25 protein-coding genes are annotated in these 21,622 nt (G+C 63.8%); 12 read left to right on the top strand and 13 right to left on the bottom strand.

The features are described from left to right. Positions 1 to 420 precede the first annotated feature (420 nt). Complete coding sequence (locus tag SynA1524_RS11765) at positions 421 to 2,004, bottom strand: NCS2 family permease (protein ID WP_186498167.1); 1,584 nt, start codon at positions 2,002 to 2,004, stop codon at positions 421 to 423. Positions 2,005 to 2,069: 65 nt separating this feature from the next. Here SynA1524_RS11765 and nadC point away from each other — a divergent pair, with 65 nt between their 5' ends. From nadC to SynA1524_RS11745, 4 genes are read left to right on the top strand one after another with little or no spacing between them, the layout of a single operon-like run. Continuing rightward, positions 2,070 to 2,909: a carboxylating nicotinate-nucleotide diphosphorylase gene (nadC, locus tag SynA1524_RS11760; protein WP_186498165.1), complete on the top strand. Its 840-nt coding sequence runs from the start codon at positions 2,070 to 2,072 to the stop codon at positions 2,907 to 2,909. A 34-nt stretch (positions 2,910 to 2,943) separates the two neighbouring features. Continuing rightward, positions 2,944 to 4,719 (top strand): arginine--tRNA ligase, encoded by a 1,776-nt coding sequence (argS, locus tag SynA1524_RS11755; protein WP_186499638.1) that lies wholly within the window; start codon positions 2,944 to 2,946, stop codon positions 4,717 to 4,719. After that, positions 4,716 to 5,834: a pyridoxal phosphate-dependent aminotransferase gene (locus SynA1524_RS11750; RefSeq protein ID WP_186498164.1), complete on the top strand. Its 1,119-nt coding sequence runs from the start codon at positions 4,716 to 4,718 to the stop codon at positions 5,832 to 5,834. The genes argS and SynA1524_RS11750 overlap by 4 nt, the downstream gene beginning before the upstream one ends. After that, positions 5,831 to 6,832: an asparaginase gene (locus SynA1524_RS11745; RefSeq protein ID WP_186498162.1), complete on the top strand. Its 1,002-nt coding sequence runs from the start codon at positions 5,831 to 5,833 to the stop codon at positions 6,830 to 6,832. Before SynA1524_RS11750 ends, SynA1524_RS11745 begins: the two co-directional genes overlap by 4 nt. On the opposite strand, the gene SynA1524_RS11740 is transcribed toward SynA1524_RS11745, so the two are convergent. From SynA1524_RS11740 to prfB, 6 genes are all read right to left on the bottom strand, one after another. Beyond that, on the bottom strand, positions 6,816 to 7,535 hold the full coding sequence (locus SynA1524_RS11740; protein WP_186498160.1) for an MBL fold metallo-hydrolase: 720 nt from the start codon (positions 7,533 to 7,535) through the stop codon (positions 6,816 to 6,818). The two genes, SynA1524_RS11745 and SynA1524_RS11740, sit on opposite strands and share 17 nt — an antisense overlap. Before the next feature lie 38 nt (positions 7,536 to 7,573). After that, positions 7,574 to 8,164 (bottom strand): anthranilate synthase component II, encoded by a 591-nt coding sequence (locus SynA1524_RS11735; protein ID WP_186498158.1) that lies wholly within the window; start codon positions 8,162 to 8,164, stop codon positions 7,574 to 7,576. A 10-nt stretch (positions 8,165 to 8,174) separates the two neighbouring features. Then, a complete protein-coding gene (locus SynA1524_RS11730) occupies positions 8,175 to 8,621 on the bottom strand; it encodes a diacylglycerol kinase family protein (RefSeq protein WP_186498156.1) in 447 nt (148 codons plus the stop codon). Next, positions 8,611 to 9,168 (bottom strand): rRNA maturation RNase YbeY, encoded by a 558-nt coding sequence (gene ybeY, locus SynA1524_RS11725; protein WP_186498154.1) that lies wholly within the window; start codon positions 9,166 to 9,168, stop codon positions 8,611 to 8,613. The genes SynA1524_RS11730 and ybeY overlap by 11 nt, the downstream gene beginning before the upstream one ends. Before the next feature lie 2 nt (positions 9,169 to 9,170). Then, a complete protein-coding gene (locus SynA1524_RS11720) occupies positions 9,171 to 9,335 on the bottom strand; it encodes a DUF3285 domain-containing protein (protein ID WP_186498147.1) in 165 nt (54 codons plus the stop codon). 4 nt (positions 9,336 to 9,339) lie between these two features. Then, positions 9,340 to 10,468, bottom strand: a protein-coding gene (gene prfB / locus SynA1524_RS11715; protein WP_222930485.1) for a peptide chain release factor 2 whose coding sequence is annotated in 2 segments (ribosomal slippage) — positions 9,340 to 10,392 and positions 10,394 to 10,468 — 1,128 coding nt in all. Because the reading frame shifts where the segments join, the coding sequence is not laid out codon by codon here. Positions 10,469 to 10,542: 74 nt separating this feature from the next. On the opposite strand from prfB, the gene grxC reads away from it, so the two are divergent. Both grxC and gshB read left to right on the top strand, forming a co-directional pair. Further along, positions 10,543 to 10,800: a glutaredoxin 3 gene (gene grxC / locus SynA1524_RS11710; protein ID WP_186498145.1), complete on the top strand. Its 258-nt coding sequence runs from the start codon at positions 10,543 to 10,545 to the stop codon at positions 10,798 to 10,800. 3 nt (positions 10,801 to 10,803) lie between these two features. After that, the gene (gene gshB / locus SynA1524_RS11705) at positions 10,804 to 11,727 is read left to right on the top strand and encodes a glutathione synthase (RefSeq protein ID WP_186498143.1); all 924 of its coding nucleotides are present in this window, start codon (positions 10,804 to 10,806) and stop codon (positions 11,725 to 11,727) included. Here gshB and SynA1524_RS11700 read toward each other — a convergent pair. Then, entirely contained in the window at positions 11,694 to 13,100 is a 1,407-nt protein-coding gene (locus tag SynA1524_RS11700; RefSeq protein WP_186498141.1) for an isochorismate synthase, read from the bottom strand. The two genes, gshB and SynA1524_RS11700, sit on opposite strands and share 34 nt — an antisense overlap. A gap of 70 nt (positions 13,101 to 13,170) precedes the next feature. Here SynA1524_RS11700 and menA point away from each other — a divergent pair, with 70 nt between their 5' ends. From menA to SynA1524_RS11675, 5 genes are read left to right on the top strand one after another with little or no spacing between them, the layout of a single operon-like run. After that, positions 13,171 to 14,103 (top strand): 2-carboxy-1,4-naphthoquinone phytyltransferase, encoded by a 933-nt coding sequence (menA, locus tag SynA1524_RS11695; protein WP_186498139.1) that lies wholly within the window; start codon positions 13,171 to 13,173, stop codon positions 14,101 to 14,103. After that, positions 14,103 to 15,077, top strand: a complete 975-nt coding sequence (locus SynA1524_RS11690; protein WP_186498137.1) for an o-succinylbenzoate synthase — start codon at positions 14,103 to 14,105, stop codon at positions 15,075 to 15,077. Before menA ends, SynA1524_RS11690 begins: the two co-directional genes overlap by 1 nt. After that, entirely contained in the window at positions 15,074 to 16,237 is a 1,164-nt protein-coding gene (locus tag SynA1524_RS11685; protein ID WP_186499636.1) for an AMP-binding protein, read from the top strand. Before SynA1524_RS11690 ends, SynA1524_RS11685 begins: the two co-directional genes overlap by 4 nt. Beyond that, a complete protein-coding gene (locus SynA1524_RS11680; protein WP_186498135.1) occupies positions 16,230 to 16,508 on the top strand; it encodes a TM2 domain-containing protein in 279 nt (92 codons plus the stop codon). Before SynA1524_RS11685 ends, SynA1524_RS11680 begins: the two co-directional genes overlap by 8 nt. Continuing rightward, on the top strand, positions 16,508 to 16,690 hold the full coding sequence (locus SynA1524_RS11675; RefSeq protein ID WP_186498133.1) for a hypothetical protein: 183 nt from the start codon (positions 16,508 to 16,510) through the stop codon (positions 16,688 to 16,690). Before SynA1524_RS11680 ends, SynA1524_RS11675 begins: the two co-directional genes overlap by 1 nt. On the opposite strand, the gene SynA1524_RS11670 is transcribed toward SynA1524_RS11675, so the two are convergent. From SynA1524_RS11670 to SynA1524_RS11660, 3 genes are all read right to left on the bottom strand, one after another. Then, positions 16,687 to 17,145 carry an acyl-CoA thioesterase gene (locus tag SynA1524_RS11670; protein ID WP_186498132.1) on the bottom strand — a complete coding sequence of 153 codons (459 nt, stop codon included), beginning with the start codon at positions 17,143 to 17,145 and terminating at the stop codon, positions 16,687 to 16,689. The two genes, SynA1524_RS11675 and SynA1524_RS11670, sit on opposite strands and share 4 nt — an antisense overlap. Positions 17,146 to 17,165: 20 nt before the next feature. Further along, on the bottom strand, positions 17,166 to 17,489 hold the full coding sequence (locus SynA1524_RS11665; protein ID WP_353616558.1) for a DUF2752 domain-containing protein: 324 nt from the start codon (positions 17,487 to 17,489) through the stop codon (positions 17,166 to 17,168). 94 nt (positions 17,490 to 17,583) lie between these two features. Next, entirely contained in the window at positions 17,584 to 18,768 is a 1,185-nt protein-coding gene (locus SynA1524_RS11660; RefSeq protein WP_186498130.1) for an NAD(P)H-quinone oxidoreductase subunit H, read from the bottom strand. A gap of 54 nt (positions 18,769 to 18,822) precedes the next feature. Between SynA1524_RS11660 and rsmH the strand changes: the two genes are divergently transcribed. Beyond that, positions 18,823 to 19,707: a 16S rRNA (cytosine(1402)-N(4))-methyltransferase RsmH gene (rsmH, locus tag SynA1524_RS11655; RefSeq protein ID WP_186498128.1), complete on the top strand. Its 885-nt coding sequence runs from the start codon at positions 18,823 to 18,825 to the stop codon at positions 19,705 to 19,707. On the opposite strand, the gene SynA1524_RS11650 is transcribed toward rsmH, so the two are convergent. Then, positions 19,694 to 20,491, bottom strand: coding sequence for a hypothetical protein (locus tag SynA1524_RS11650; RefSeq protein ID WP_186498126.1), 798 nt, complete (start codon positions 20,489 to 20,491; stop codon positions 19,694 to 19,696). The two genes, rsmH and SynA1524_RS11650, sit on opposite strands and share 14 nt — an antisense overlap. A gap of 33 nt (positions 20,492 to 20,524) precedes the next feature. Beyond that, positions 20,525 to 21,589 carry a cysteine desulfurase family protein gene (locus tag SynA1524_RS11645; RefSeq protein WP_502707897.1) on the bottom strand — a complete coding sequence of 355 codons (1,065 nt, stop codon included), beginning with the start codon at positions 21,587 to 21,589 and terminating at the stop codon, positions 20,525 to 20,527. Between the last annotated feature and the right edge of the window lie 33 nt (positions 21,590 to 21,622).

The raw sequence follows: 21,622 nt of genomic DNA, 5'->3' as shown, positions 1-21,622 counted from the left end.
TACTTTTATACTGACTCTTCTATTGAAAAACAGCGCAAAAGGGCCCAATATGCAACAATTATTAAGGTTTTGGAGCGCTAACAGCAGTTCTACTTCACAAGTCATACGGTTTTCTAACTAATTAACTACTGAGCTTGGAAGTCGCTGAGCCTGTCTAGAAGGCTTATTCGATGTTTCTGGCGTCTACATCGCAAATTACCTTAATTCTTAAAGGGAGGGGGCTACGAAACGCCACATTTTTCAAGCCACGATGAAGACGGCGTGCTGCAGGATCAGGTCGAACCGTTCCAGAAACATTAAGCAAATTCTGCCTTTTATATTGGCTGCACAACAGACTTATTTGCTCGGGTAATACTTGCTGCGACAACTAGGTTTCTTGACAACTTATGCATTGGCAAATGACCGGCCACAAGGATGCGGTCAATGGTCCGTTTGTTGGCGCCATCGCGCCAATAGGACAATCACCGTGATGGCGGCGTAACCCTCCGCCCAAGCTCGGCCTGTTCCCCAGCCCAAGTGCATCACCGTGTCCCCCGGACTGAACTGCCAGGCATGGATGACGCCGAACCAGGCCAGTAGCGCGGCCATGGCGGAGCAACAGGCGGCGGCCAGAAAGCGACTTTCAATCGCATACACAAGCCAGGCCGAAAGCAACATGGCCGTGATGATCTGCCCCTGCTCCAGTGCAAACACGCCAGCGGCCCAGATGTCGGCCGTGGCCAGTTGCGTCAGCAGCTGCGGCCCGAACAGCTTGGGATCACCCGCTGCTCCTCCGGCTCGGATGCCAGCTTTGAGCATCAGTGCGCCCCAGCCCGCCACACCAGGAAGCATCCCGAGCACCACGGCCGGACCATGGCGCTCAGATGTTGAGGCGAAGGCTTGCGAGGCCATGGCCAGGCCGATGTACAGCAGGATCGCTAGCCCCGCTTCCACTGGGATCAGCACAGTCACCACCCCGAACAGGCCGAACAGGCAGCCGACGGCCATCACCACTCCGTTCATCCAGGAGTAGGCCGAGCGGGCCCCCAGGGCTTTGAAGCCCGGATGCCCGATGTAGAGGGTTGTCGGAAAACAGGAGCCCAGGGCCGCAGCTGTGAGGGTGCCGCAGCCATCCACCATCAAGCTGCCGCGTGTTGGGTAGGTGTCGCCGGCTGCTGCCGCACTCTCCAGGTTTTGCAGTGAGCCGATCAGGTTGAACAGCCCCATCGGCAAGATCACCCCCATCCAGGGGATCAGATCAAAGCGGCTTTGCCAGAGCGCAGACAGCTGGAGACTTGGGAGGTGCACGCCGATGGCACGGGCAGCCTGCGTCCAGCTCGCAGCATCGGGAGAGATCAGTCCGCTCCCCCAGGCCAGAACCATGCCCAGCAGCAAGGCCAGCAGTCCCGTCGGCAGTGGCCAGCGCACCCTGGCGAGATAGCCCAGCAGGATCACGCTCAGGCTGGTGAGGCAAATCAGGGGATTGGCGTAGGTGCGCAGCAAAAATCCCAGGGCGATGTAGCCCAGCGCAATGCCCGCCAGGGTGGAGAGCAGCGCAGCCCGAGGTAACCAGCGCCGTAAGTGCTGGGCAACAAAGGCACCCAGGGTTTCGATGACACCGGACCCTAGGCAAGCTATTAATCCCACCTGCCAGGAGCGCTGCACGGCCTCGGCCTCGCTCAGTCCTGCATCGAGAGCAGACAACTTGGCCGGCAGCATCACCAGAAACACAAAGGCGAACAGGCTCACCGTGTTGACGCCGTAGGGGAGCGCTGTGCAGTCGCCCCTCTGCTCGGCTTGGCCCAGCCTCCGGGCCTGCTGGGCATAGATCAGGTTTCCCAGCAGCAGGCTGATCCCTGTCGCCGGCAGGATTATTCCGAACAGCAGACTGTCGGGGAAGCCGAGCACGCCGCGGCACAGGCTGATGATCAGCAGGACTTGAATCAGGTTGTTCAGGCCCAGTCCAAGTAGACCGTCGAGATCACCGGTCTGGATCCTGAGCTTTGTTCGGTGTTGTGTCGACAAGCAGTTCGCCGCATCGTGATCAGCCTGGCCTTTCCCATACAGTCCGCTCAACCGCAATTAGCGGAATGGACTGGCAGTCCTCGGCACTGACCCGCGCCCTCGACCGATGGCTGGAGGAGGACATTGGCCGCGGCGATCTCACCGCTTCAGCCCTGCAGGGCAAGCACGGCTATGCCTATTGGATCGCGAAGCAGACGGGCTGTTTCTGTGGAGGCCCCTTGGTGCAACAGCTGTTCCAACGGCTTGATCCTGAAGTGAGCGTTCACTTGCTTCGGGATGACGGTGCCGCGGTGGAGGTGGGTGATCGCCTGCTCGACCTGGAAGGCCCGGCCACGGCCCTGGTGGCTGGCGAGCGCACCGCCTTGAACCTGGCCATGCGGCTGTCAGGCATCGCCACCGCCACAGCTGAATTGGTGGCCCAGCTTGAGGGCACGGGTGTGCGTCTGGCCGACACCCGCAAGACCACACCGGGGCTTCGCTTGCTGGAGAAATATGCGGTGCGCTGCGGTGGCGGCATCAACCACCGCATGGGTCTCGATGATGCGGCAATGCTGAAGGAGAACCACATCGCCTGGGCGGGGGGCATCACGATGGCCATCGCGGCTGTGCGTGAGCAGGCCCCCTGGCCTACGGCCGTGATTGTGGAAGCGGAGACGGAGGCTCAGGCGCTGGAGGCGGTGCAGGCGGGCGCCAATGGGGTGCTGTTGGATGAATTCAGCCCTGAGCAGCTCACGCAGCTGGTGCCGCGCTTGCGGGACTGCAGCACCGGTGTGGTGGTGCTGGAGGCCTCCGGCATTCAGCCCGAGCAGTTGCAGGCCTACGCCGCCACCGGCATTGATCTGATCTCCACCAGCGCGCCGGTGACCCGCAGCCGCTGGCTGGATCTGAGCATGCGCTTCACCTGAGGAGAGATGATCGGTGCCGGATGTTTCGGCCCTGATGCTCAGCCTGTCCAACACCCTGGATGCCCAGCTGCGGGCGGCGATGCAACGGGCCTTCCCGGAGGCCGATGCGGTGCTGGACCCCCAGCTGGCGCCGGCCAGCAAGCCGGAATTCGGCGACTTCCAGGCGAATGGTGCGCTGCCCCTGGCCAAGCCCTTGAAGCAGGCCCCCCGCCAGATCGCCACGGCGATCGTGGAGCAGCTGCAGGCCGATTCCGCCTTCACAGACCTCTGCCTGGAGCCGCAAATCGCCGGGCCTGGCTTCATCAACCTCACGATTCTCCCGGAGCGGTTGGCGGCCGAGGTCTCGTCCCGGCTGGGAGATGAGCGACTCGGTGTGCCTGCAGTGGAGCAGGCTGCTCCGGTGGTGGTGGATTTCTCCAGCCCCAACATCGCCAAGGAGATGCATGTGGGGCATCTGCGTTCCACGATCATTGGCGACTCCCTGGCCCGGGTGCTGGAGTTCCGCGGCCACCCCGTGCTGCGTCTCAATCACGTGGGCGACTGGGGCACCCAGTTCGGCATGCTGATAACCCATCTCAAGCAGGTGGCGCCGGACGCCCTGGACACCGCCGATGCAGTGGATCTGGGCGATTTAGTGGCCTTCTACCGCGAAGCCAAGAAACGCTTCGACGACGACGACGACGCCTTCCAGACCACCTCCCGCGATGAGGTGGTGAAACTTCAGGGGGGGGATCCAGTGTCGCTCAAGGCCTGGGGACTGCTCTGCGATCAGTCGCGGCGTGAGTTCCAGAAGATCTACGACCGGCTCGATATTCGCCTCAATGAGCGAGGTGAGTCGTTCTACAACCCCTTCCTGTCCGCGGTGATTGATGGGCTGAAGGCCGCCGAGTTGCTGGTCACCGATGACGGTGCCCAGTGTGTGTTCCTCGAAGGTGTGCAGGGCAAGGACGGCAAGCCCCTGCCGGTGATAGTGCAGAAGAGCGACGGGGGCTTTAACTACGCCACCACCGACCTGGCGGCGATCCGCTACCGCTTTGGTGCGGCTCCGGACGGGGATGACGCACGCCGGGTGATTTATGTGACCGATGCAGGCCAGGCCAATCACTTCGCCGGGGTGTTCCAGGTGGCCGAACGGGCTGGCTGGATTCCCGGAGGTGCGCGCCTCGAGCACGTGCCCTTTGGCCTGGTGCAGGGGGAAGACGGCAAGAAGCTCAAGACCCGCTCCGGCGACACGGTGCGGTTGCGGGATCTGCTCGATGAAGCGGTGGAGCGGGCCGAAGCTGACCTGCGCTCGCGTCTGAAGGTGGAGGAGCGCAGCGAGTCGGAGGAGTTCATCCAGCAAGTGGCGGGCACTGTGGGTTTGGCGGCGGTGAAATATGCCGACCTCAGCCAGAACCGGATCACCAACTACCAATTCTCCTTCGACCGGATGTTGGCGTTGCAGGGCAACACGGCCCCTTACTTGCTCTATGCGGTGGTGCGCATCGCCGGCATCGCCCGCAAAGGGGGTGACCTGGAGGTGTCGACGGGCCAGCTGCAGTTCAGCGAACCCCAGGAATGGGCCCTGGTGCGGGAGCTGCTCAAGTTCGACACCGTGATCGCCGAGGTGGAGGAGGAGCTACTGCCCAACCGCCTTTGCAGCTATCTGTTCGAGCTCAGCCAGATGTTCAACCGCTTCTACGACCAGGTGCCGGTGCTCAAGGCGGATCCTGAAGCGCTGGCATCCCGCCTCGCCCTCTGCCGCTTAACGGCAGACACCCTCAGACTGGGTCTCAGACTGCTGGGCATCGCAACCCTGGACCGCATGTGAGCGACACCATCCAACCGTTCACCCCCGGTGGTGCTCCTGCGGCCCGCGCCGCAGTGGAGCAGCTCAAGGCCTACAGCGCGCCTCTGGAGGGTCGCCGCCAGATGCTGCGGCTTGATTTCAACGAGAACACGATTGGCCCCAGCCCCCTGGTGGCCCAGGCGCTGCGCAACTTCAGCACCGAAGAAATTGCCGTTTATCCGGAGTACGACGGCCTGCGGGAGGCGCTGCTCCAGAACCTGGTGGAGACCGGCTGCCGTCTGGGGTTGAAGCCTGCTCAGGTGGGCCTGTTCAACGGTGTGGATGCCGCCATCCATGCGGTATTGCAGGCCTATGGCGATGCCGGTGAAACTTTGCTGACCACAGCGCCCACCTTCGGGTACTACAGCCCCTGCGCTGGGATGCAGGGCATGACGATCAAGGCGATCTCCTACGAGGGGGAGACGTTTGACTTCCCCCTGGCGGCCATTCAGGAGGCGTTGGCGGCTCGCACGCCGCGGTTGCTGTTGATCTGCAACCCCAACAACCCCACCGGCACGCGCTTGCCAGCGGATCAGGTGATTGCTTTGGCGGCCTCAGCCCCGGGCACCTTGGTGGTGGTGGATGAGCTCTACGAGGCCTTCACCGGGGACAGCGTGCTGCCGAGCGCGGATTTCACGGCCACACCGAATCTGCTGGTGTTCCGCTCCTTGGCCAAAACAGCTGGATTGGCGGGGTTGCGGATTGGCTTTGCCATTGGTCATGCCGATGTGGTCGATCGGGTGAGCCGCGTCACGGGGCCTTACGACGTCAACAGCGTGGCCGTGGCTGCAGCGTTTGCTGCCTTGGCCGATCAGTCGTATGTGGACGCCTATGTGGCCGAGGTGCTGCGTGCTCGCGATTGGATCCTGCAGGCGCTGCGGGACGCGGGCGTGCGCCACCACTGCGATGGCGGTAATTATCTGTTGATCTGGCCCCGGCGCTCCGTGGAAGAGATCGATGCGGCCTTGCGCAGTGAGGGCATCCTGATCCGTTCCATGGCGGGCAAACCGCTGATTGATGGGTGTTTCCGCGTCAGCATCGGCACCACCAGCCAGATGCAGCGCTTTATGGAGGCCTATCTGAGCATCGATCCATGAGCCGCCGGCTGCTGTTGCTGGCCACGGGCGGCACCATCGCCGGCCAGGCAAGCGACCCAACCCGTTTGAACGACTACACCGCCGGTGCCATGGCGGGAGACGCGTTGCTGGCGGCGGTCCCCCAGTTGCAGGACCTGGCGACCATCAGCGTCGAGCAGGTGGCCAATGTCGACAGTGCCGATCTGTTGTTTGAGCATTGGCGAGCGCTAGTGGCGCGCATTCGTGCTGCCTTCGCGGCGGACCCCGAACTGGCGGGTGTGGTGATCACCCATGGCACCAACACCCTGGAGGAAACCGCCTGGTTGCTGGAGCTGTTGATCGACGATCTCCGGCCGGTGGTGCTGGTGGGAGCGATGCGGCCGGCCACGGCCCTCAGTGCCGATGGTCCGCTCAATCTGTTCCAGGCGGTGCAGGTGGCTTTGAGCCGTGAAGCCCGTGGCCACGGCGCACTGGTGGTGATGGATGGCCAGATCCATGCCGCGCAGCGGGTCACCAAGATGGCGACCCAGGGAGTGAGGGCCTTTGCCAGTCCCGGCAGCGGGTCTTTGGGCTGGGTGGATGACGTTGGCGTTCATCTGCCGATGGCGAGCGGATCACGCCGGGTGCCCTTCGCAGAGCTTGCGTTACCGGAGCAATGGCCCAAGGTGCCGATCGTCTACGGCTGTGTGGAGCCCGAGTCGTTGATGCTCCAGGCCTGTCTCAACGCCAGTGCTATGGGGGTGGTGTTCACGGGCACCGGAGCCGGACAGTTGTCGGCGGCAGAGCGTTCTGTTCTGCAGGCTTGGCCAGGCAAACGGCCTTTGATGCTGCGGGCCAACCGCTGTGGTTCTGGCCCCGTGCACCATCATTACGAGGATGAACGGCTCGGGCTGTTGCCCGCTGGCAACTTGAGCCCGCAGAAGGCCCGAGTGCTGCTGTTGCTGGCCTTGATCGCCGGACTGAGTCGGGGTGAATTGGCCGCAATGATCAGCGCAACACCCCTTATCGCAACACCGTGATCACGGTGGTGTCGGGCAGGTTGGCGGGGAGGTTGATGTTGCGGCCTGGATTCACCACGGTGGTGCTGCCCATGGCGTTGAGGAACGGTTGAACTCCGCCCTGATCGCAGTTGGCAGGGGCATCGCCGTTGATGTACTGCACTGGGATGACCCGTCTGGGGTTGAGCTGCTTCACCACAGCAGCAGCTTCTTCACCGCTGTAGATCTTGTCGCCTCCGCCTACGCCGATGATCAGCACATCGGGGCGGCCCAAAAGCACACGGTCAGCGCCGCTGATCGGTCCGGCGGTGGCACCCACATGGGCAAAGTCGAGACCACCTTGTTGCCAGCGCCAGATCGTGGCGTTGCCGAAGCGACGGCCTTCGATCCGGTCGTGGGGGCTGGCGAAACCCTCCAGATTCAGACCTCCAACCTTGTAGGAGCCGGGCGCCACCAGAAAGCGTCCCGAGGCAACACCGCGGGCTCCTTCATCAGCTAGTTCGGAGCTGGCCAGCACGACACCTGCGTTGACACGGGGTTCTGGCAAGCCCGCTGCACAACCCACAGCCTTGTAGGGATTCAGCAGAACCGATTGGCCACCACCCTGAATCAGCAGGGCCCGTTGGCCATAGCTGCTGATGCTGACCCCACCGGCATGAGCGACGGTCTGCAGGCTCAGTGCCAATCCTGTGGCGGCAAATGCAGCTGAGCGCAGGGCGTGCATGGCTAATGAACAATAGAGATCGGACGCTAACAGCGTTCTTAGCTGGCTTCCTGCAAAAAGTTGGCCAGCAGTTGGTGGCCGGCGTCGGTTAGCACGCTTTCGGGGTGAAACTGCACCCCCTGCAGATGGCGATGTTCACGGTGGCGCAGGCCCATGATCGTGCCGTCCTCCAGCCAGGCCGTCACCTCCAGGCAGTCCGGCAGTGAGCTGCGTTCGGCGATCAGGGAGTGGTAGCGGGTGGCTGTGAGGGGCTGAGGTAGCCCGGCGAACACCCCTTCGCCGTTGTGCAGCACGGGGGAGGTTTTGCCATGCATCTGTTGGCTGGCACGCACGACGCGGCCGCCATGCACCTGAGCGATGGCCTGATGTCCCAGACAAACCCCAAGGGTTGGAGTGGTGGGGGACAGATCCCGCAGTACGTCGAGGCAGACGCCGGACTGATCCGGATCGCCCGGACCAGGCGAGAGAAGGATGGCGTCTGGCTTCAGTTCTCGGATCTGCGCCAGGGTGAGCGCATCATTGCGGTGCACCTGGAGATCCGCCGCGATGGGGTGATGGGGAGCCAGCTCACCGAGGTACTGCACCAGGTTGAAGGTGAAGCTGTCGTAGTTGTCGATGACCAGCAGCATCGGCGGAACCTCAGAAATTCAGGCGGAGCAGCAACGGTGGCAGCAGCAGGAACAAGGCGATCAGCAGAGAGCTGATGGCCGCCACAAGCACCGCGGCCGCGGCGCAGTCCTTGGCGATGCGGGCCAGGGGGTGGTATCGACGACCGATGGTCAGATCCACCACCGCCTCGATGGCGGTGTTGAGCAGTTCCAGCACGAGCACGGCCGTGACCGTGAGCGCCAACACAGCCATGCGGATCAGATCCAGTTGCAGCACAACCGCCAGGCCGAAGACCACCGCACCGATGACGACGTGAATGCGGAAGTTGCGCTGGCTCGAGAAGGCATAACCAAGCCCCTGTGCCGCGTAACGAAAGCTGGCCGGTAGGTCCCCGGCGATCCGCCAGCTGCGGCGTCGCGCCGCCAGCTTGACGGCCTTGAGTTCGTTCTCCACCGGCAGAGGTAGCTCAGTGGGCATTGCCGTCGACCGTGGTGTCCACTGAATGCGGATCTGAGATTCGAACGTTACCTCCACCGTCGAGCAGCTGCTCCTGCAGTTGCAACATCGCCGCGAGGCTGTCCTCATCGGGATGGTCCCAGCCCAGCAGATGCAACAGGCCATGGCTCACCAGCCAGCGCAGTTCCCGGGTGAGGTTGTGATCCTGCTCGGATGCCTGGCGTCGAGCCGTGTCTAGTGAGATCACGATGTCGCCCAGTTCCACGCACGACACGTCCGGCAAGTCTGGGGTTTCCTCCAGCGCCGCAAACGACAGCACATCAGTGGCCTGGTTCCGTTGACGCCAGGTGCTGTTGAGCGCGGTGATGGTGGCGTCGTCGGTGAAGCGCAGCCCCAGGCTCACCTCTCCGGCTTGGCACACCAACGCTGGACAGGGCAGTGATGGGTCGGCGCAGATCGTTTGGATCCAGTCGAACAGAGTTGTTTGCCAGGTTTCAGGCTCGATCAGGGAGCTGGGGTCCTCGGGACTCCAGGGACCAGCGGCATCGAGGGCCAGATCAAGCTCCATGCCTATCCCGGCAGGGTCGGTCGCCCCAGCCAAGCCACAAGGGTGATGAAGCCGAGGAAACCCATTGCGGTCAGGCCGAAGTGGAGCAGGCTCTTGCTGCCCTTGCGCACCATGTTGCGCATCGCCTGTTTGACGAAGCTCGGTGGTGGGGTGCTCTCGGTGGCCATAAGGTCAAGAATCGGCGTCGGCGCCGGGGCTGTCGACACCCTGGCGCAACGAGGCGTCGATGAAGGGGTCGAGAGCCCCGTCCATCACCGCCTGCACATCATTGGTCTCCTCGCTGGTGCGCAGGTCCTTGACCATTTGATACGGATGGAACACGTAGTTGCGGATCTGGTTGCCCCAGGCCGCTTCAACGATGTCGCCACGGATGTCGGCGATTTCGGCGGCCCGTTGCTCCTGGGCGATCACCAGCAGCTTGGCCTTGAGCAGCGCCATGGCCTTTTCCTTGTTCTGAAGCTGCGATCGCTCCTGGGTGCAACGCACCGCCAGGCCCGTCGGGATGTGGAGGATCCGCACCGCTGTTTCCACCTTGTTGACGTTCTGTCCGCCCGCACCACCGGAACGACTGGTGGTGACCTCCAGATCCTTTTCGGGAATGTCGATGTCGACCTCCTCATCGATCTTGGGCATCACCTCGATGCCCGCAAAGCTGGTCTGCCGCTTGTCGTTGGCGTTGAACGGTGAGATGCGCACCAGTCGATGGGTGCCCTTCTCATTCCGTAGATAGCCGTAGGCGTAACGCCCCTCCACCTCGATGGAGGCGCTCTTGATGCCCGCTTCTTCCCCTTCTGAGAGTTCGTTCACGGTCACCTTCATGCCGTGATCTTCCGCCCAGCGGGTGTACATCCGCAGCAGCATCTGGGCCCAGTCCTGGGCATCGGTGCCACCGGCGCCGGCATTGATGGTGAGCACAGCGCCTTCCTTGTCGTAGTCACCACTCAGAAGGCGCTCCAGCTCCCAGCGGTCCAAGCCCTGGCGCAGTTGATTGAGGCCCTCCTGGGCCTCGGTGAGCATCTCCTCGTCCGGTTCCAGCTCATAGAGCTCCAGCGTTGCCTTGGCATCGTCCACGGAACCGCCCCAGTCCGCCAGCTGCTGCAGCTGCGCTTTCACCTCATCCAGGCGGCGCATCTGCTTCTGGGCCGCCTGCTGGTCATCCCAGAAATCAGGCTGGGCGGCGAGTTGTTCGAGATCTTGTTGTCTGGCCTTCAGTGCGGGGACGTCAAAGACAATCCTGGGCATGGCCCAGGCGGTCAGTGAGCTCGGAGAGATCGCGCTTGAAGTCGGTGAGATCCAGCAAGGACTGCGTTCTGATCAGTTGTTGACGCTATCAGTGCCGCCGCTGCATAGGATCCGCACAACTGGAGCAGCTCCATGGCCAAGGTCGAGATCTACACCTGGCGCACCTGTCCCTTCTGTGTTCGCGCCAAGGGTCTGCTGGACCGCAAGGGCGTGAGTTACGCCGAGCATGCCGTGGATGGTGACGAACCCGGCCGCGATGCCATGGCTGCCCGTGGTGACGGCCGTCGCAGTGTTCCCCAGATCTTCATCAACGACCGCCACATCGGTGGTTGTGATGACCTCCACGCCCTCGAGCTTGCCGGTGAGCTCGATCCCCTGCTGAACGCCTGAGCCATGCGCCAGCTGTTCGTGCTGGATCCGCTGTCGCAGATCCGGCCGGAGAAAGACTCCACCGCCGCCTTGATGCAAGCGGCCCAGCGGTCCGGTGATGACATCTGGGCCTGCACGCCGTCGGACCTGATCGCCCGAGGGGATGAGCCCATGGCGGTGGCGTTGCCTGTCACACCGGACCCCTGGATCGCTGTTGGAGCGCCAGAACGTCAGTCGTTGGCCGGGTTTGACGTGATCTGGATGCGGAAGGATCCACCAGTTGATGAGGCGTATCTCTATGCCACCCATCTCCTGGAGGTGGCGGAGAGGGCTGGTGTTCGTGTGTTGAACCGCCCTAGTGCCCTGCGGGCCTGGAACGAAAAACTCGGTGCCCTGCGTTTCAGTCGCTGGATGGCGCCCACCCTGGTGGCCGGCCGGGTCTCCGAGCTGATGGCCTTTGCCCGGGAGCAGGGCGACGTGGTGCTCAAGCCCCTCGGTGGTCGAGCTGGACTCGGTGTGATCCGCGTCCAGGCTGAGGCACCGGGCCTGAAGGCCTTGCTGGAGTTGGTCACGGAGCAGGAACGGCTGCCTGTGATGGCCCAACGCTTTCTGCCTGACGTGACGGAGGGTGATAAGCGGATCCTGCTGGTGGACGGCGACCCCCTTGGTGCAGTGAATCGGCGCCCGTCGGAGGGGGAGTTCCGCAGCAATCTGGCGGTGGGTGGACAGGCTGAAGCGACGGAATTGAGCGAGCGCGAGCGTCAGATCTGTGCAGCGTTGGCGCCGGCTCTGCGGGCAGAAGGTCTGTTCTTCGTCGGCATCGATGTTATCGGCGGCATGCTCAGCGAGATCAATGTCACCAGTCCCACCGGCGTGCGGGAAGTGGAACGGCTGATGCAGCAGCCCTTGGCGGATCAGACGGTCGAACGGTTGCGCTCGCTGGTCTGAAGTTCCAGCTGATCGGCGAGGACCGCCAGCTTCAGTTCCACTTCCTGGCGTTCCCGTTCAGCGATCGACCCGCGCACGAGCCCTGCTCCGGCAGTGAGATCGAGATGGCTCCCTCGGGCGTGACCGCAACGGATGGCAACCCTGAGCTCGGCATCCCCGGCGCTGTCGATCCAGCCGATCGGTGCGGCGTAACAGCCCCGTTCGAACGGTTCAAGGGTGCGCAACCAGGCCATGGCCTCCCGCCGTGGCAAGCCAGCCACTGCCGGGGTCGGGTGCAGTTGTTCCGCCAGGCTGAGCGCAGATCGTCCCTGCACTTCAGCCGTGATCGGGGTGTGCAGATGGGTGAGTTGGCCGTGGCGGGCCAGCTGCGGCTGGCGGCGGCGGCAGGGAGTCAGTCCCATCTGCCGCAACTGGTTGGTGAGTGTGTCCACCACCAGCTCATGTTCACGGCGGTCCTTGTCGGAGCGCAGCAGTTGCATACCGTCATCACCCTTACCCGCGGTGCCGGCGAGGGCATCGCTGCGCAGCCAGCCCCCCCTCAGGCTCAGCAGGCGCTCGGGTGAAGCGCCGAAGAACACATCATCAGCTTCTCGTCGCCACAGAAAGCGGCAGCTGCCGGACTGCTGACGCCGCAGTCGTTGCAGCAGGGGTAAAGGATTGAAGCGGTTGTCCAGATCGATGGTGTGCCGCACCGCCAGCACCAGCTTGTGCAGCTCTCCGCCATTGACCAGTTCGATGCCGCGCTCAACTGCCCGGCCGTAGCGCTGTTTCCATGGATCCGGGTTGCCGTTGGCCAGCTGCGTCGGTGATCGACTGGAGGTGATCGACGGCAGGTCGGCTTGGAGTTGTTCGCATTTGAGCCACAGCTGTTCGGCCAGCTCTCGGGCTTCGGCTGCGGAGTTGACGACCCCATTGAGGCGGAGCCAGCCACGGCGGCCCTGACTGGTGAGCTGCCAGCGGGGCAGCACCGCCTCCACGGCGGGTGGATGCATGGCGCCGTGATGGTGTTCTCCGACCTGTTCGAAAAAGCGGAAGCGAAGCAACACCCTTGGCCTGGCCTGGGCTGGGCTATTTGCCCTGGTGTCCACCAGGCGGCTGAGGCTCAGATCGGCGAAGCGCTGCGCCAGCTCGAACCGACGCGCACCGGCCAGTTCCAGCTGCTGGCAGGACCCGGCAGCCGCCAGACAGAGCCCTGGAGCACCATCCATCAGCATCTGAAACGACGCCTGATCCGCCAGCACCGGCAGGGCCTGGAGCGGATCGATGCCGTCGAGGGGCAGAGTCAGGCTGAGCAGCGTGTCCTCGCCACCGGAAGCCGTCCAGCCCTGCTGGGAGGCCTCGAGAACACTGCTGAAAGAACAATCAGCCGACATCCGCGGCGATTCCGGCCAGGGTTACTGCTCAAATGTATGGGTCATCACCCGCTGGAATCGGGTCCAGTCCATGGTTAAGCCGCAGGCTGTCGCATCCCGTTACGCCGATCGGCGTCTGCTGTGGAAAGCCGCGATCAAGTGGCCGATGTATTCCGTGGCCGTGATGCCCGTTTTGCTGGCGGCGGGGTGGCGAATCGGTGCCGTCGGATCGCTGCGCTGGACCCAGTTGTTCGGGTTTCTGCTGGCAGCCATCCTGCTCCTGCTCTGGGAGAACCTCAGCAACGACCTGTTCGATGCCGACACCGGAGTCGACACCACGGGCAAGCCCCACTCCGTGGTGAACCTCACCGGACGTCGGGACCGGGTTGCCCTGGCGTCGCTGGCATCCCTGGGATCGGGGTTGGTTCTGATGGCCTGGTTGGCCTGGTGCAGCTCCGTGCTGGTGCTGGCCCTGGTGTTGCTGTGCTGCGGCCTTGGTTACGTCTACCAGGGCCCTCCGTTTCGTCTGGGTTACAGAGGTCTGGGAGAACCGCTCTGCTGGCTGGCCTTTGGTCCCTGTGCCACCGCTGCAGCCCTGCTGGTGCTGGAACCGCAGGGCGCGAACGCCATTCCCTGGGGAACAGCCTGGATGCTTGGGGCAGGACCGGCTGTGGCCACCAGCCTGGTGCTGTTCTGCTCCCATTTCCATCAGGTGAGCGAAGACTCGGCCCATGGCAAACGCTCTCCGGTGGTGCGGCTGGGCACAGCCCGGGCAGCGGCCCTGATTCCCTGGTTGGTGGCCCTCACCCTGGCGCTGGAATGGCTGCCGATGTGCCGGGGGGACTGGCCTCTCACCGTACTGCTGAGCGGCCTGGGGCTTCCGGCGGGTCTGGCTTTGATCCGTTTGATGCAGCGCTGCCATGACCAGCCGGACCGCATCAGCGGCAGCAAGTTTCTGGCCCTGCGGTTTCAGGCCTGGAACGGGCTTGGTTTGGCGTTGGGGCTGGCCCTGGGGAGACTGTGATGCGTCTCCAGCTGCAGGGGCGCCGCTTTTGCTTTTCATTGCAACAGCCGCTGCGGACCGCTGCGGGAGTGCTGGACGCCCGCGAAGGCTGGTTGCTGCGGATCGAGGCCAGCGATGGAGCCCTGGGGTGGGGTGAGGTGGCGCCGCTCGATTCCGCTGAGCGACCCCTGTGCGCAGCGGGTCTGGAGCAACTAGCCGGGGAGTGGCTGCCGCGTTCACACCTGGAGGAACGGCTTCCAATGCTGTCCCCCTCTTTGGGCTTTGGGGTCGGTGCAGCCTTGGCGGAACTGGATGGGCTGGTGGGCAACGCTGCTCGGCAGGGCTGGTTGGCGGCGCCCAGGTCGGCTGAGCTGCTGCCGGCTGGTGATCGGATGCTGCATCAGCTTGAACAACTGCTGGAGCAGCAGGGCCGGCAACGGCAGTTGACGGTGAAGTGGAAGGTGGCGGCAGATCCGGACCCTCATGAGTGGTTACTGCTGGAGGCGTTGTTGGCGCGGCTGCCGTCCACGGCCTCCCTGCGGCTGGATGCCAACGGTGGCTGGAGCCGGGCCACGGCCCGCCGCTGGATGGAACGGCTGGTGGGGGACCCACGCTTTGCCTGGTTGGAGCAGCCCCTGGTGCCCAACGATCAAGAGGGATTGGATGAGCTTGCGGGCCTGGGACCGGTGGCCCTGGATGAATCCCTCGATCAGGATCCGTCCCTGCGGAACCGTTGGAGTGGATGGCAGGTGCGGCGTCCGCTGTTGGAAGGGGATCCACGGCCGTTGTTGCGGCAGCTGCAGGAGTGTGTGCCCTATCGGATGCTCAGCACCGCCTTTGAAACGGGCATCGGCCGCCGTTGGCTGCATCATCTGGCGGCGCTTCAGCAGCAGGGTCCAACGCCGGTGGCGCCTGGGCTCGCGCCGGGCTGGTGCCCATCGGGCCCGCTGTTCAGCGACGATCCGAACGCGGTGTGGGAGGCGGGCTTGCCATGACGCCCGATCAACTGCTGCAAGGGTTCCGCGACGGTCGCTGGATGCCACTCAGGGGAGCTGAAGCGCTGCCGCAGCAGCTGTTGCCTCCAGGCCCAGGGGTGTTGGTGAGCAGCGGTGGCAGCAGCGGTGGTCGACGGGTCTGCCTGCAACCCCTGGACCATCTCGATCAATCGGCAGCGGCAACCGCCCATTGGTTGCAGGGCATTGGTCTGGATCCAGGCGAGGTGTTGATCTGCAATCCCCTGCCGATGCATCACGTCAGTGGACTGATGCCCTGGTGGCGCAGCCGCAGCTGGGGTGCACCCCAGCTCGTGCTGGAGCCCCGTTGGCTGAAGCAGCCGCAGTGGCTGATCGAGTCCTGTCAGGCGCAGCCAGGGTGGGGTCAGCGGCCTGCCCTGTTGTCGTTGGTGCCCACCCAGCTGGGTCGGTTGCTGGCGGATCCCGGCGGCATCGACTGGCTGAAAGGCTTCAGCGTGATCTGGGTGGGAGGCGCCGCGCTCCCGCGCGTGATGGCCGATCAAGCCCGCGAGGTGGGGATCAGGTTGGCGCCCTGCTACAGCGCCACAGAAACGGCGGCGATGGTGGCTGCCTTGCCGCCAGAGCGCTTCCTGCAAGGCGATGACAGTTGCGGAGCTCCGCTGATGGATGTGGAGCTGCGCTTGGCTGCTGATGGGGCTCTCGAGGTCAAAACGGATCGTCTGGCGACGGCCTGTTGGCGGCCGGAGCAGCCCCAACAGCTGCAGAGCCTGAGCGATGCCAGTGGTTGGTGGCGTTCCGGGGATCGGGCTGCGTTGGAGACGGATCTGCGCATCCTGGGTCGGCTGGATGGAGCGGTGATCTCTGGGGGTGAGACGGTGTTTCCTGAACAGCTGGAGGCCCGGTTGCTGGCCTCGGAGCTTCCATTGGAGGCGGTGTTACTGCTGGGGATTCCTGATGCTGACTGGGGTGAGCGCCTGGTGGGTCTTGTGCGCAGCAGCGCCTCGGACATTGTTGAACGGTTGCAGGACGTCACCCAGTCCTGGCCGGCTGCTGAACGGCCGCAGCGCTGGCTGTTCTGCCCGGAGCTGGCAGCGTCGGAAGCCGGCAAGTGGCAACGGAGCCGTTGGCAGGCCTGGTTGCAGTCGCAAGAATCAGGACTCCCGCCGGAACCCGATGGCTGAGCTATCTGAAACCGAGATCAGCAACAAGAAACTGGCGGCTGGATTGCTGGGGATCTTTCTGGGCTCTTTCGGGATCCACAAGTTTGTGCTCGGCTACAACAACGCCGGCATCATCATGTTGGTGGTGAGCCTTGCCGGTGGTGTGGTGACCTGTGGCATCGCCACTGGGGTGATGTCGATCATCGGGTTGATCGAGGGGGTTATCTACCTGACCAAGTCCACCGACGAATTTCGCGAGTTGTACCTCGATCAGGAGAAACCCTGGTTCTGATGGAGAGTCCTCCGGTTCGGCGATCGGCGTCTACGGCTCTGCTGGTGGTTGCAGCCTTGATCAGTGCGACTGCCCTGTCAGGCCAGATTCAGGGAGGTTTCCATCCGCTGGGTGTGGTGGTCGCCCTGCTTCCGCTGCAATGTGCAGCGTTGTTCTGGGCATGGCAGCGGGTGCGTGACTAAAGGCTGCTGATCTGTCCGGTGCTGGAGGCTTCGAGCCAGAGATCAATGGCGTTCGGGAGCGGGCATCGCTGGCGTGTTGCGCTCTTGATGGCGAGATGGCGGATCAAACCGATCGCCACATCAACACCATCCAGCTGAAACCGGGTCTGCACCTCGAAGCATCCAGGGTCGATTCGTCGTGGTTTGACCCTCACCTGCAGCTGATCACCGCCGTGCAACGGCCGCAGGAAATCCGCTTCGCAATGCACGACTGGCAACGCGGTGTCGGGCCAATAGTCCTGGCCGCGGCCTCCGGGAAAGATGCTGCCCGCAGCAATGCCGTATCGCTCCAGGCTTTCTTCCCAGGCTTCATGGCACCAGCGCAGCAACTGATGGAAATGCATCACGCCGGCGGCATCGGTGTCGCCGAAGCGCACGCGCCGCTCGAGCTGGAGCCAGTGGTCGGGGGAGGGCACAGTCTCTGGAAATCGAGGCGTCAGGACGAAGCCGGAAACCCCAGCATGCCTTCAAACCCATAGCCATAGCTGAGGATCAGGCGCAGCAACCAGTAGAGGAGGAGTGCGCTCGCCGCTAGGAGCACTGGTGTGGTTCGCCAGCGCATCGGCACCATGCGTCGCCGTTTCAGGGCCAGTGCGCTCCACACGATCAGCCCCGCAGCGAAGGCCGGACCAAACGCATGCAGGGACACACTGGTGCTGATGTCGCCGTTCAATGCCGCAGCGGTCGCTCGCGTGAGATAACAACCCGGGCATGGAACACCCGTGATCGCCAGAACAGGGCAGGTCCAGCCGGGGAGCAACGCGTAGTGGCCCTTCAGCCAGAGATAACTGGTCAGACTGGCGGGGAAGAGGTACCCCGCCTGACGCAGCCGCCGCAGGAACCGATTCAGAATCTCAGCGGTCGACCGATCCCATGATCACGTCGATCGATCCGAGGATGGCCATGATGTCGGCCACCTTGTGTCCCTTGAGGATGTGGGGAAGGATCTGCAGGTTGTTGCTGTCGGCAGCGCGGATCTTGAAGCGCCAGGGGGTGACGTCGTTGTTGCCCTGAATGAACACGCCGATCTCGCCTTTTCCGGATTCCAGACGGGTGTAAAGCTCGCCGTTGGGGATCTTGAAGGTGGGGGCCACCTTTTTGGCCACGTACTGGAAGTCAAAGCCAGCAGCGTCGCTGCCCTTGCCTTCGTTGAGGCGTTTGGCTTCGAGGTTTTCGGTGGGGCCGCCGGGGATCATTTCGCAGGCCTGGCGAAGGATCTTGAGCGATTGGCGCATTTCTTCGATGCGCACGCGATAGCGGGCGTAGCAATCGCCTTCCTTCTCCCAGGCCACCTGCCAGTCGAAGTCGTCGTAGCACTCGTAGTGGTCCACTTTGCGCAGGTCCCAGGGCACACCGGAGGCGCGCAGCATCGGACCGGAGAGGCTCCAATTGATGGCGTCCTGCTTCTCGATCGTGCCCAGGCCCTCAATCCGGCGCCGGAAGATCGGGTTGTTGGTGATCAGCTTCTCGTATTCATCAATCTTGGGGCCGAACCAGTCGCAGAAATCGCGGCACTTCTCAAGCCAGCCCCAGGGCAGGTCTGCGGCGACACCGCCGATGCGGAAATAGTTGTTGTTGATCAGCCGCTGACCGGTCGCTGCTTCCCAGAGGTCGTAGATCATCTCCCGCTCGCGGAAGATGTAGAAGAACGGCGTCTGGGCGCCCACGTCTGCGAGGAAGGGGCCAAGCCAGAGCAGGTGGTTGGCGATGCGGTTGAGCTCCAGCATCAGCACCCGGATGTAGCTGGCCCGTTTCGGCACCGGGATGTCCGCCAGTTTCTCCGGAGCGTTCACCACAACCGCTTCGTAGAACATGCCCGCCGCGTAATCCATGCGGCTCACATAGGGCACGAACATCACATTCGTGCGGTTCTCGGCGATCTTCTCCATGCCGCGGTGGAGGTAGCCAATCACCGGCTCGCAATCCACCACGTCCTCACCGTCCAGGGTCACCACCAGCCGCAGCACCCCGTGCATGGAGGGGTGGTGGGGCCCGAAGTTGACCACCATGGGCTCCGTGCGCGTTTCCAGCTGCGTCATGGGAGCGGCGGTCCGATCGATGAGTACATCTTAGGTAGTCCTCGCCGCGGGCCTGTGCCGTTGTTCAGCCATGTGTCGGTATTGGCGGAGGCGGTGGTGGACGCAGGCCGCCAGTTGCCCCGTTCTGAGGGGCTGTTGATCGACGCCACCCTTGGCGGCGGCGGCCACAGCGCCCTGTTGCTGGAACAGCATCCCGGCCTGCGGCTGGTCGGCCTGGATCAGGACGCGACGGCCCGGGCTGCCGCTGCTGAGCGCCTGGCACCGTTCGGAGATCGGGTCAGCATCATCGCCACCAATTTTGCGGAGTACACCCCGCCGGAACCGGCGCTGATGGTGCTGGCGGACCTGGGGGTGAGCAGCCCCCAGCTGGATGTGGCAGAGCGGGGCTTCAGCTTCCGTCTGGACGGGCCCCTGGACATGCGGATGAATGCCACAGGTGATGGGGAAACGGCGGCGGAGATGATTGACCGCCTGGAGGAAAACGAGCTGGCGGATCTGATTTACGGCTGTGGAGAGGAGCGGTTGTCGCGCCGCATCGCCCGGCGGATTAAAGCCGATCTGGCGGCGCAGGGGGCCTATTCCGGCACTGCGGCCTTGGCCTATGCCGTGGCCGGTTGCTATCCGCCCAAGGCACGCCGCGGAAGGATTCACCCCGCCACTCGCACCTTTCAGGCCCTGCGAATTGCAGTGAATGATGAGCTGGGGGTGCTGGATCGCCTGCTGCTGCAGGCCCCCGACTGGCTGGAGCCGGGTGGGCTGGTGGGGATCATCAGCTTCCATTCGCTGGAAGATCGACGTGTGAAAACAGCGTTTCTCCGGGACGATCGGTTGGAACGGATCACCCGCAAACCTGTGGTCGCGACAGAGGAGGAAGAGGAGGTGAACCCCCGTAGTCGCAGCGCCAAATGGCGTTTGGCCCGCAGGGTCACTGATCCTTGAGCAGGCCGGCTGGGTCCTCCTGGCCGAACAGTTGTCGATAAGCGGCGCCTGTGATGCACACGCACACCGGAGCAGCAGCTACTAGACCCACCACACAGGCCAACACCCCCAGCAGCAGGATCACCACCTGCAGGATCAACAGGCCGAACACCTGCCACCACTGACCCTGCACCACGGTGATGCCCCGTTGAATCGTGGCGATCGGGTTACGGCACTCCAGCAGGGCAATGAATCCGAGGAAGCTCTGATTCACCTGGATGTAAGTGGCGAACAGCCAGCCGATCGCGACTGTCAGCAAGGCCAGGGGGCTGCGGCTGAAATTGAGGGCCAGCTCCAGGGCGGCGGCACTGCCGGCGTGCGCCAGCTGCGGATCGCTTGGGTCAACCGTCAGCGCCAGATTTATCAGCGGAGCGAACACCGTCCAGGCATCGGCGGCATTGAGGGCCACGACGATCACCACCAGGGCGATGGGCAGCAGCAGCAGGCCAAGCACCAGCTGCCGGCTGAACAGACGCCAGAGGGCAGCCCCGTTCCAGCGGGTGAAATCTTCAAAGCGAGGGGCAGTGCCCCCCAGAGCGATCCAGGAGCCGCGGATCAGGCCAACACCGCCCCACAGGTTCACCAGCGTTGCCACCAGAGCGCCCAGCAGGGGAATCAGATTGGCCAACTGGGCCAGCAGCGAGCTCAGAAGCACAAAGCCAACGAAGGCCCACGGGGCCAGGCGAAAGGCACTCCAGCCGTCTTGGATGGCGGTGCCAACGGAAAGCTCGGCCTGATTGCTCATGAATCCTGATCAATCGATCGGAGGGTAGATAGTTCAGCTCTGGACTGCAGCGACGGCATCACCGATGGCAGTGACCGCTTGATGGATGTCGTCTGCCGTGGTGTCGCGGCCCAGGCTCAGGCGAAGGGATGCTTCGGCGTCGGCGCGTGAGCGACCAAGTGCTTGCAGCACGTGGGACGGGGCGCCGTTGCTGCAGGCGGAGCCACTGCTGCAGCTGAGCTGGGGCTTGAGGGCGCGCTGCAGGCGGCTGCCGCTCACCACGGGCAGGGTGATGTTGAGGTTGTGGGCAAGCCTTGGGGCCAGGGCTCCGTTCAAGCGCACGTCAGGGATCTTGCGCTGCAGATCAGCCCAGAGTTGGTCACGCAGCGACGCCAATCGCTGCTGGCGTTGCTCTCGGTCTTGCATGGACAGCTGCACGGCGGCAGCGAAGCCGACAATCAGGGCCGTGGGCAAGGTGCCCGCCCTGAGTCCCGCTTCCTGGCCACCACCCCATTGAAGGGGTTGCAGGGCAATTCCGTCTCGGATCACCAGGGCGCCAACGCCTTTGGGGCCATAGAGCTTGTGGGCGCTGAGGCTCATCAGGTCAACCCCCATGGCATCTGGTTCCAGAGGGATATGACCGAAGGCCTGGGCGGCGTCGCTGTGAAGGGTGACTCCGTGGTCGCGGCACACCGCGGCCAGGGCCGTTAGGGGTTGGAGCACCCCGATTTCGTTGTTGGCCGCCATCACGCTCACCAGCTGCGTCTCGGGGGTGATCGCCTGCCTTAGCTGCTCAGGGGTGATCAGCCCCTCGGGGCCTGGGGTCAGCAGGGTGACGCTGAAACCCTCCCGCTGCAGTTGTTGGAGCGGATCGAGCACGGCGTGATGTTCGGTGGCCACGCTGATCAGATGGCCGCTGCCCTTGGCCCGGGCATGGCCCAGCAAGGCCAGGTTGTTGGCTTCGGTGGCACCACTGGTGAACACCAGTTGCTGTGGCGTCACCGCCAGCGCATCCGCGATCTGCCGCCGCGCCAGGTTCACCGCCGCTGAAGCGGTCAGGCCCAGCCGGTGCTGACGGCTGGAGGGATTGCCCCAATCCTCGCTCCAGTAGGGCGCCATCGCCTCCACCACCTCCGCGGCGCAGGGCGTGGT

It is taken from the genome of Synechococcus sp. A15-24, from assembly GCF_014280195.1.
Lineage (GTDB): Bacteria > Cyanobacteriota > Cyanobacteriia > PCC-6307 > Cyanobiaceae > Parasynechococcus.
This window is presented reverse-complemented; position numbering and strand designations above follow the sequence as displayed.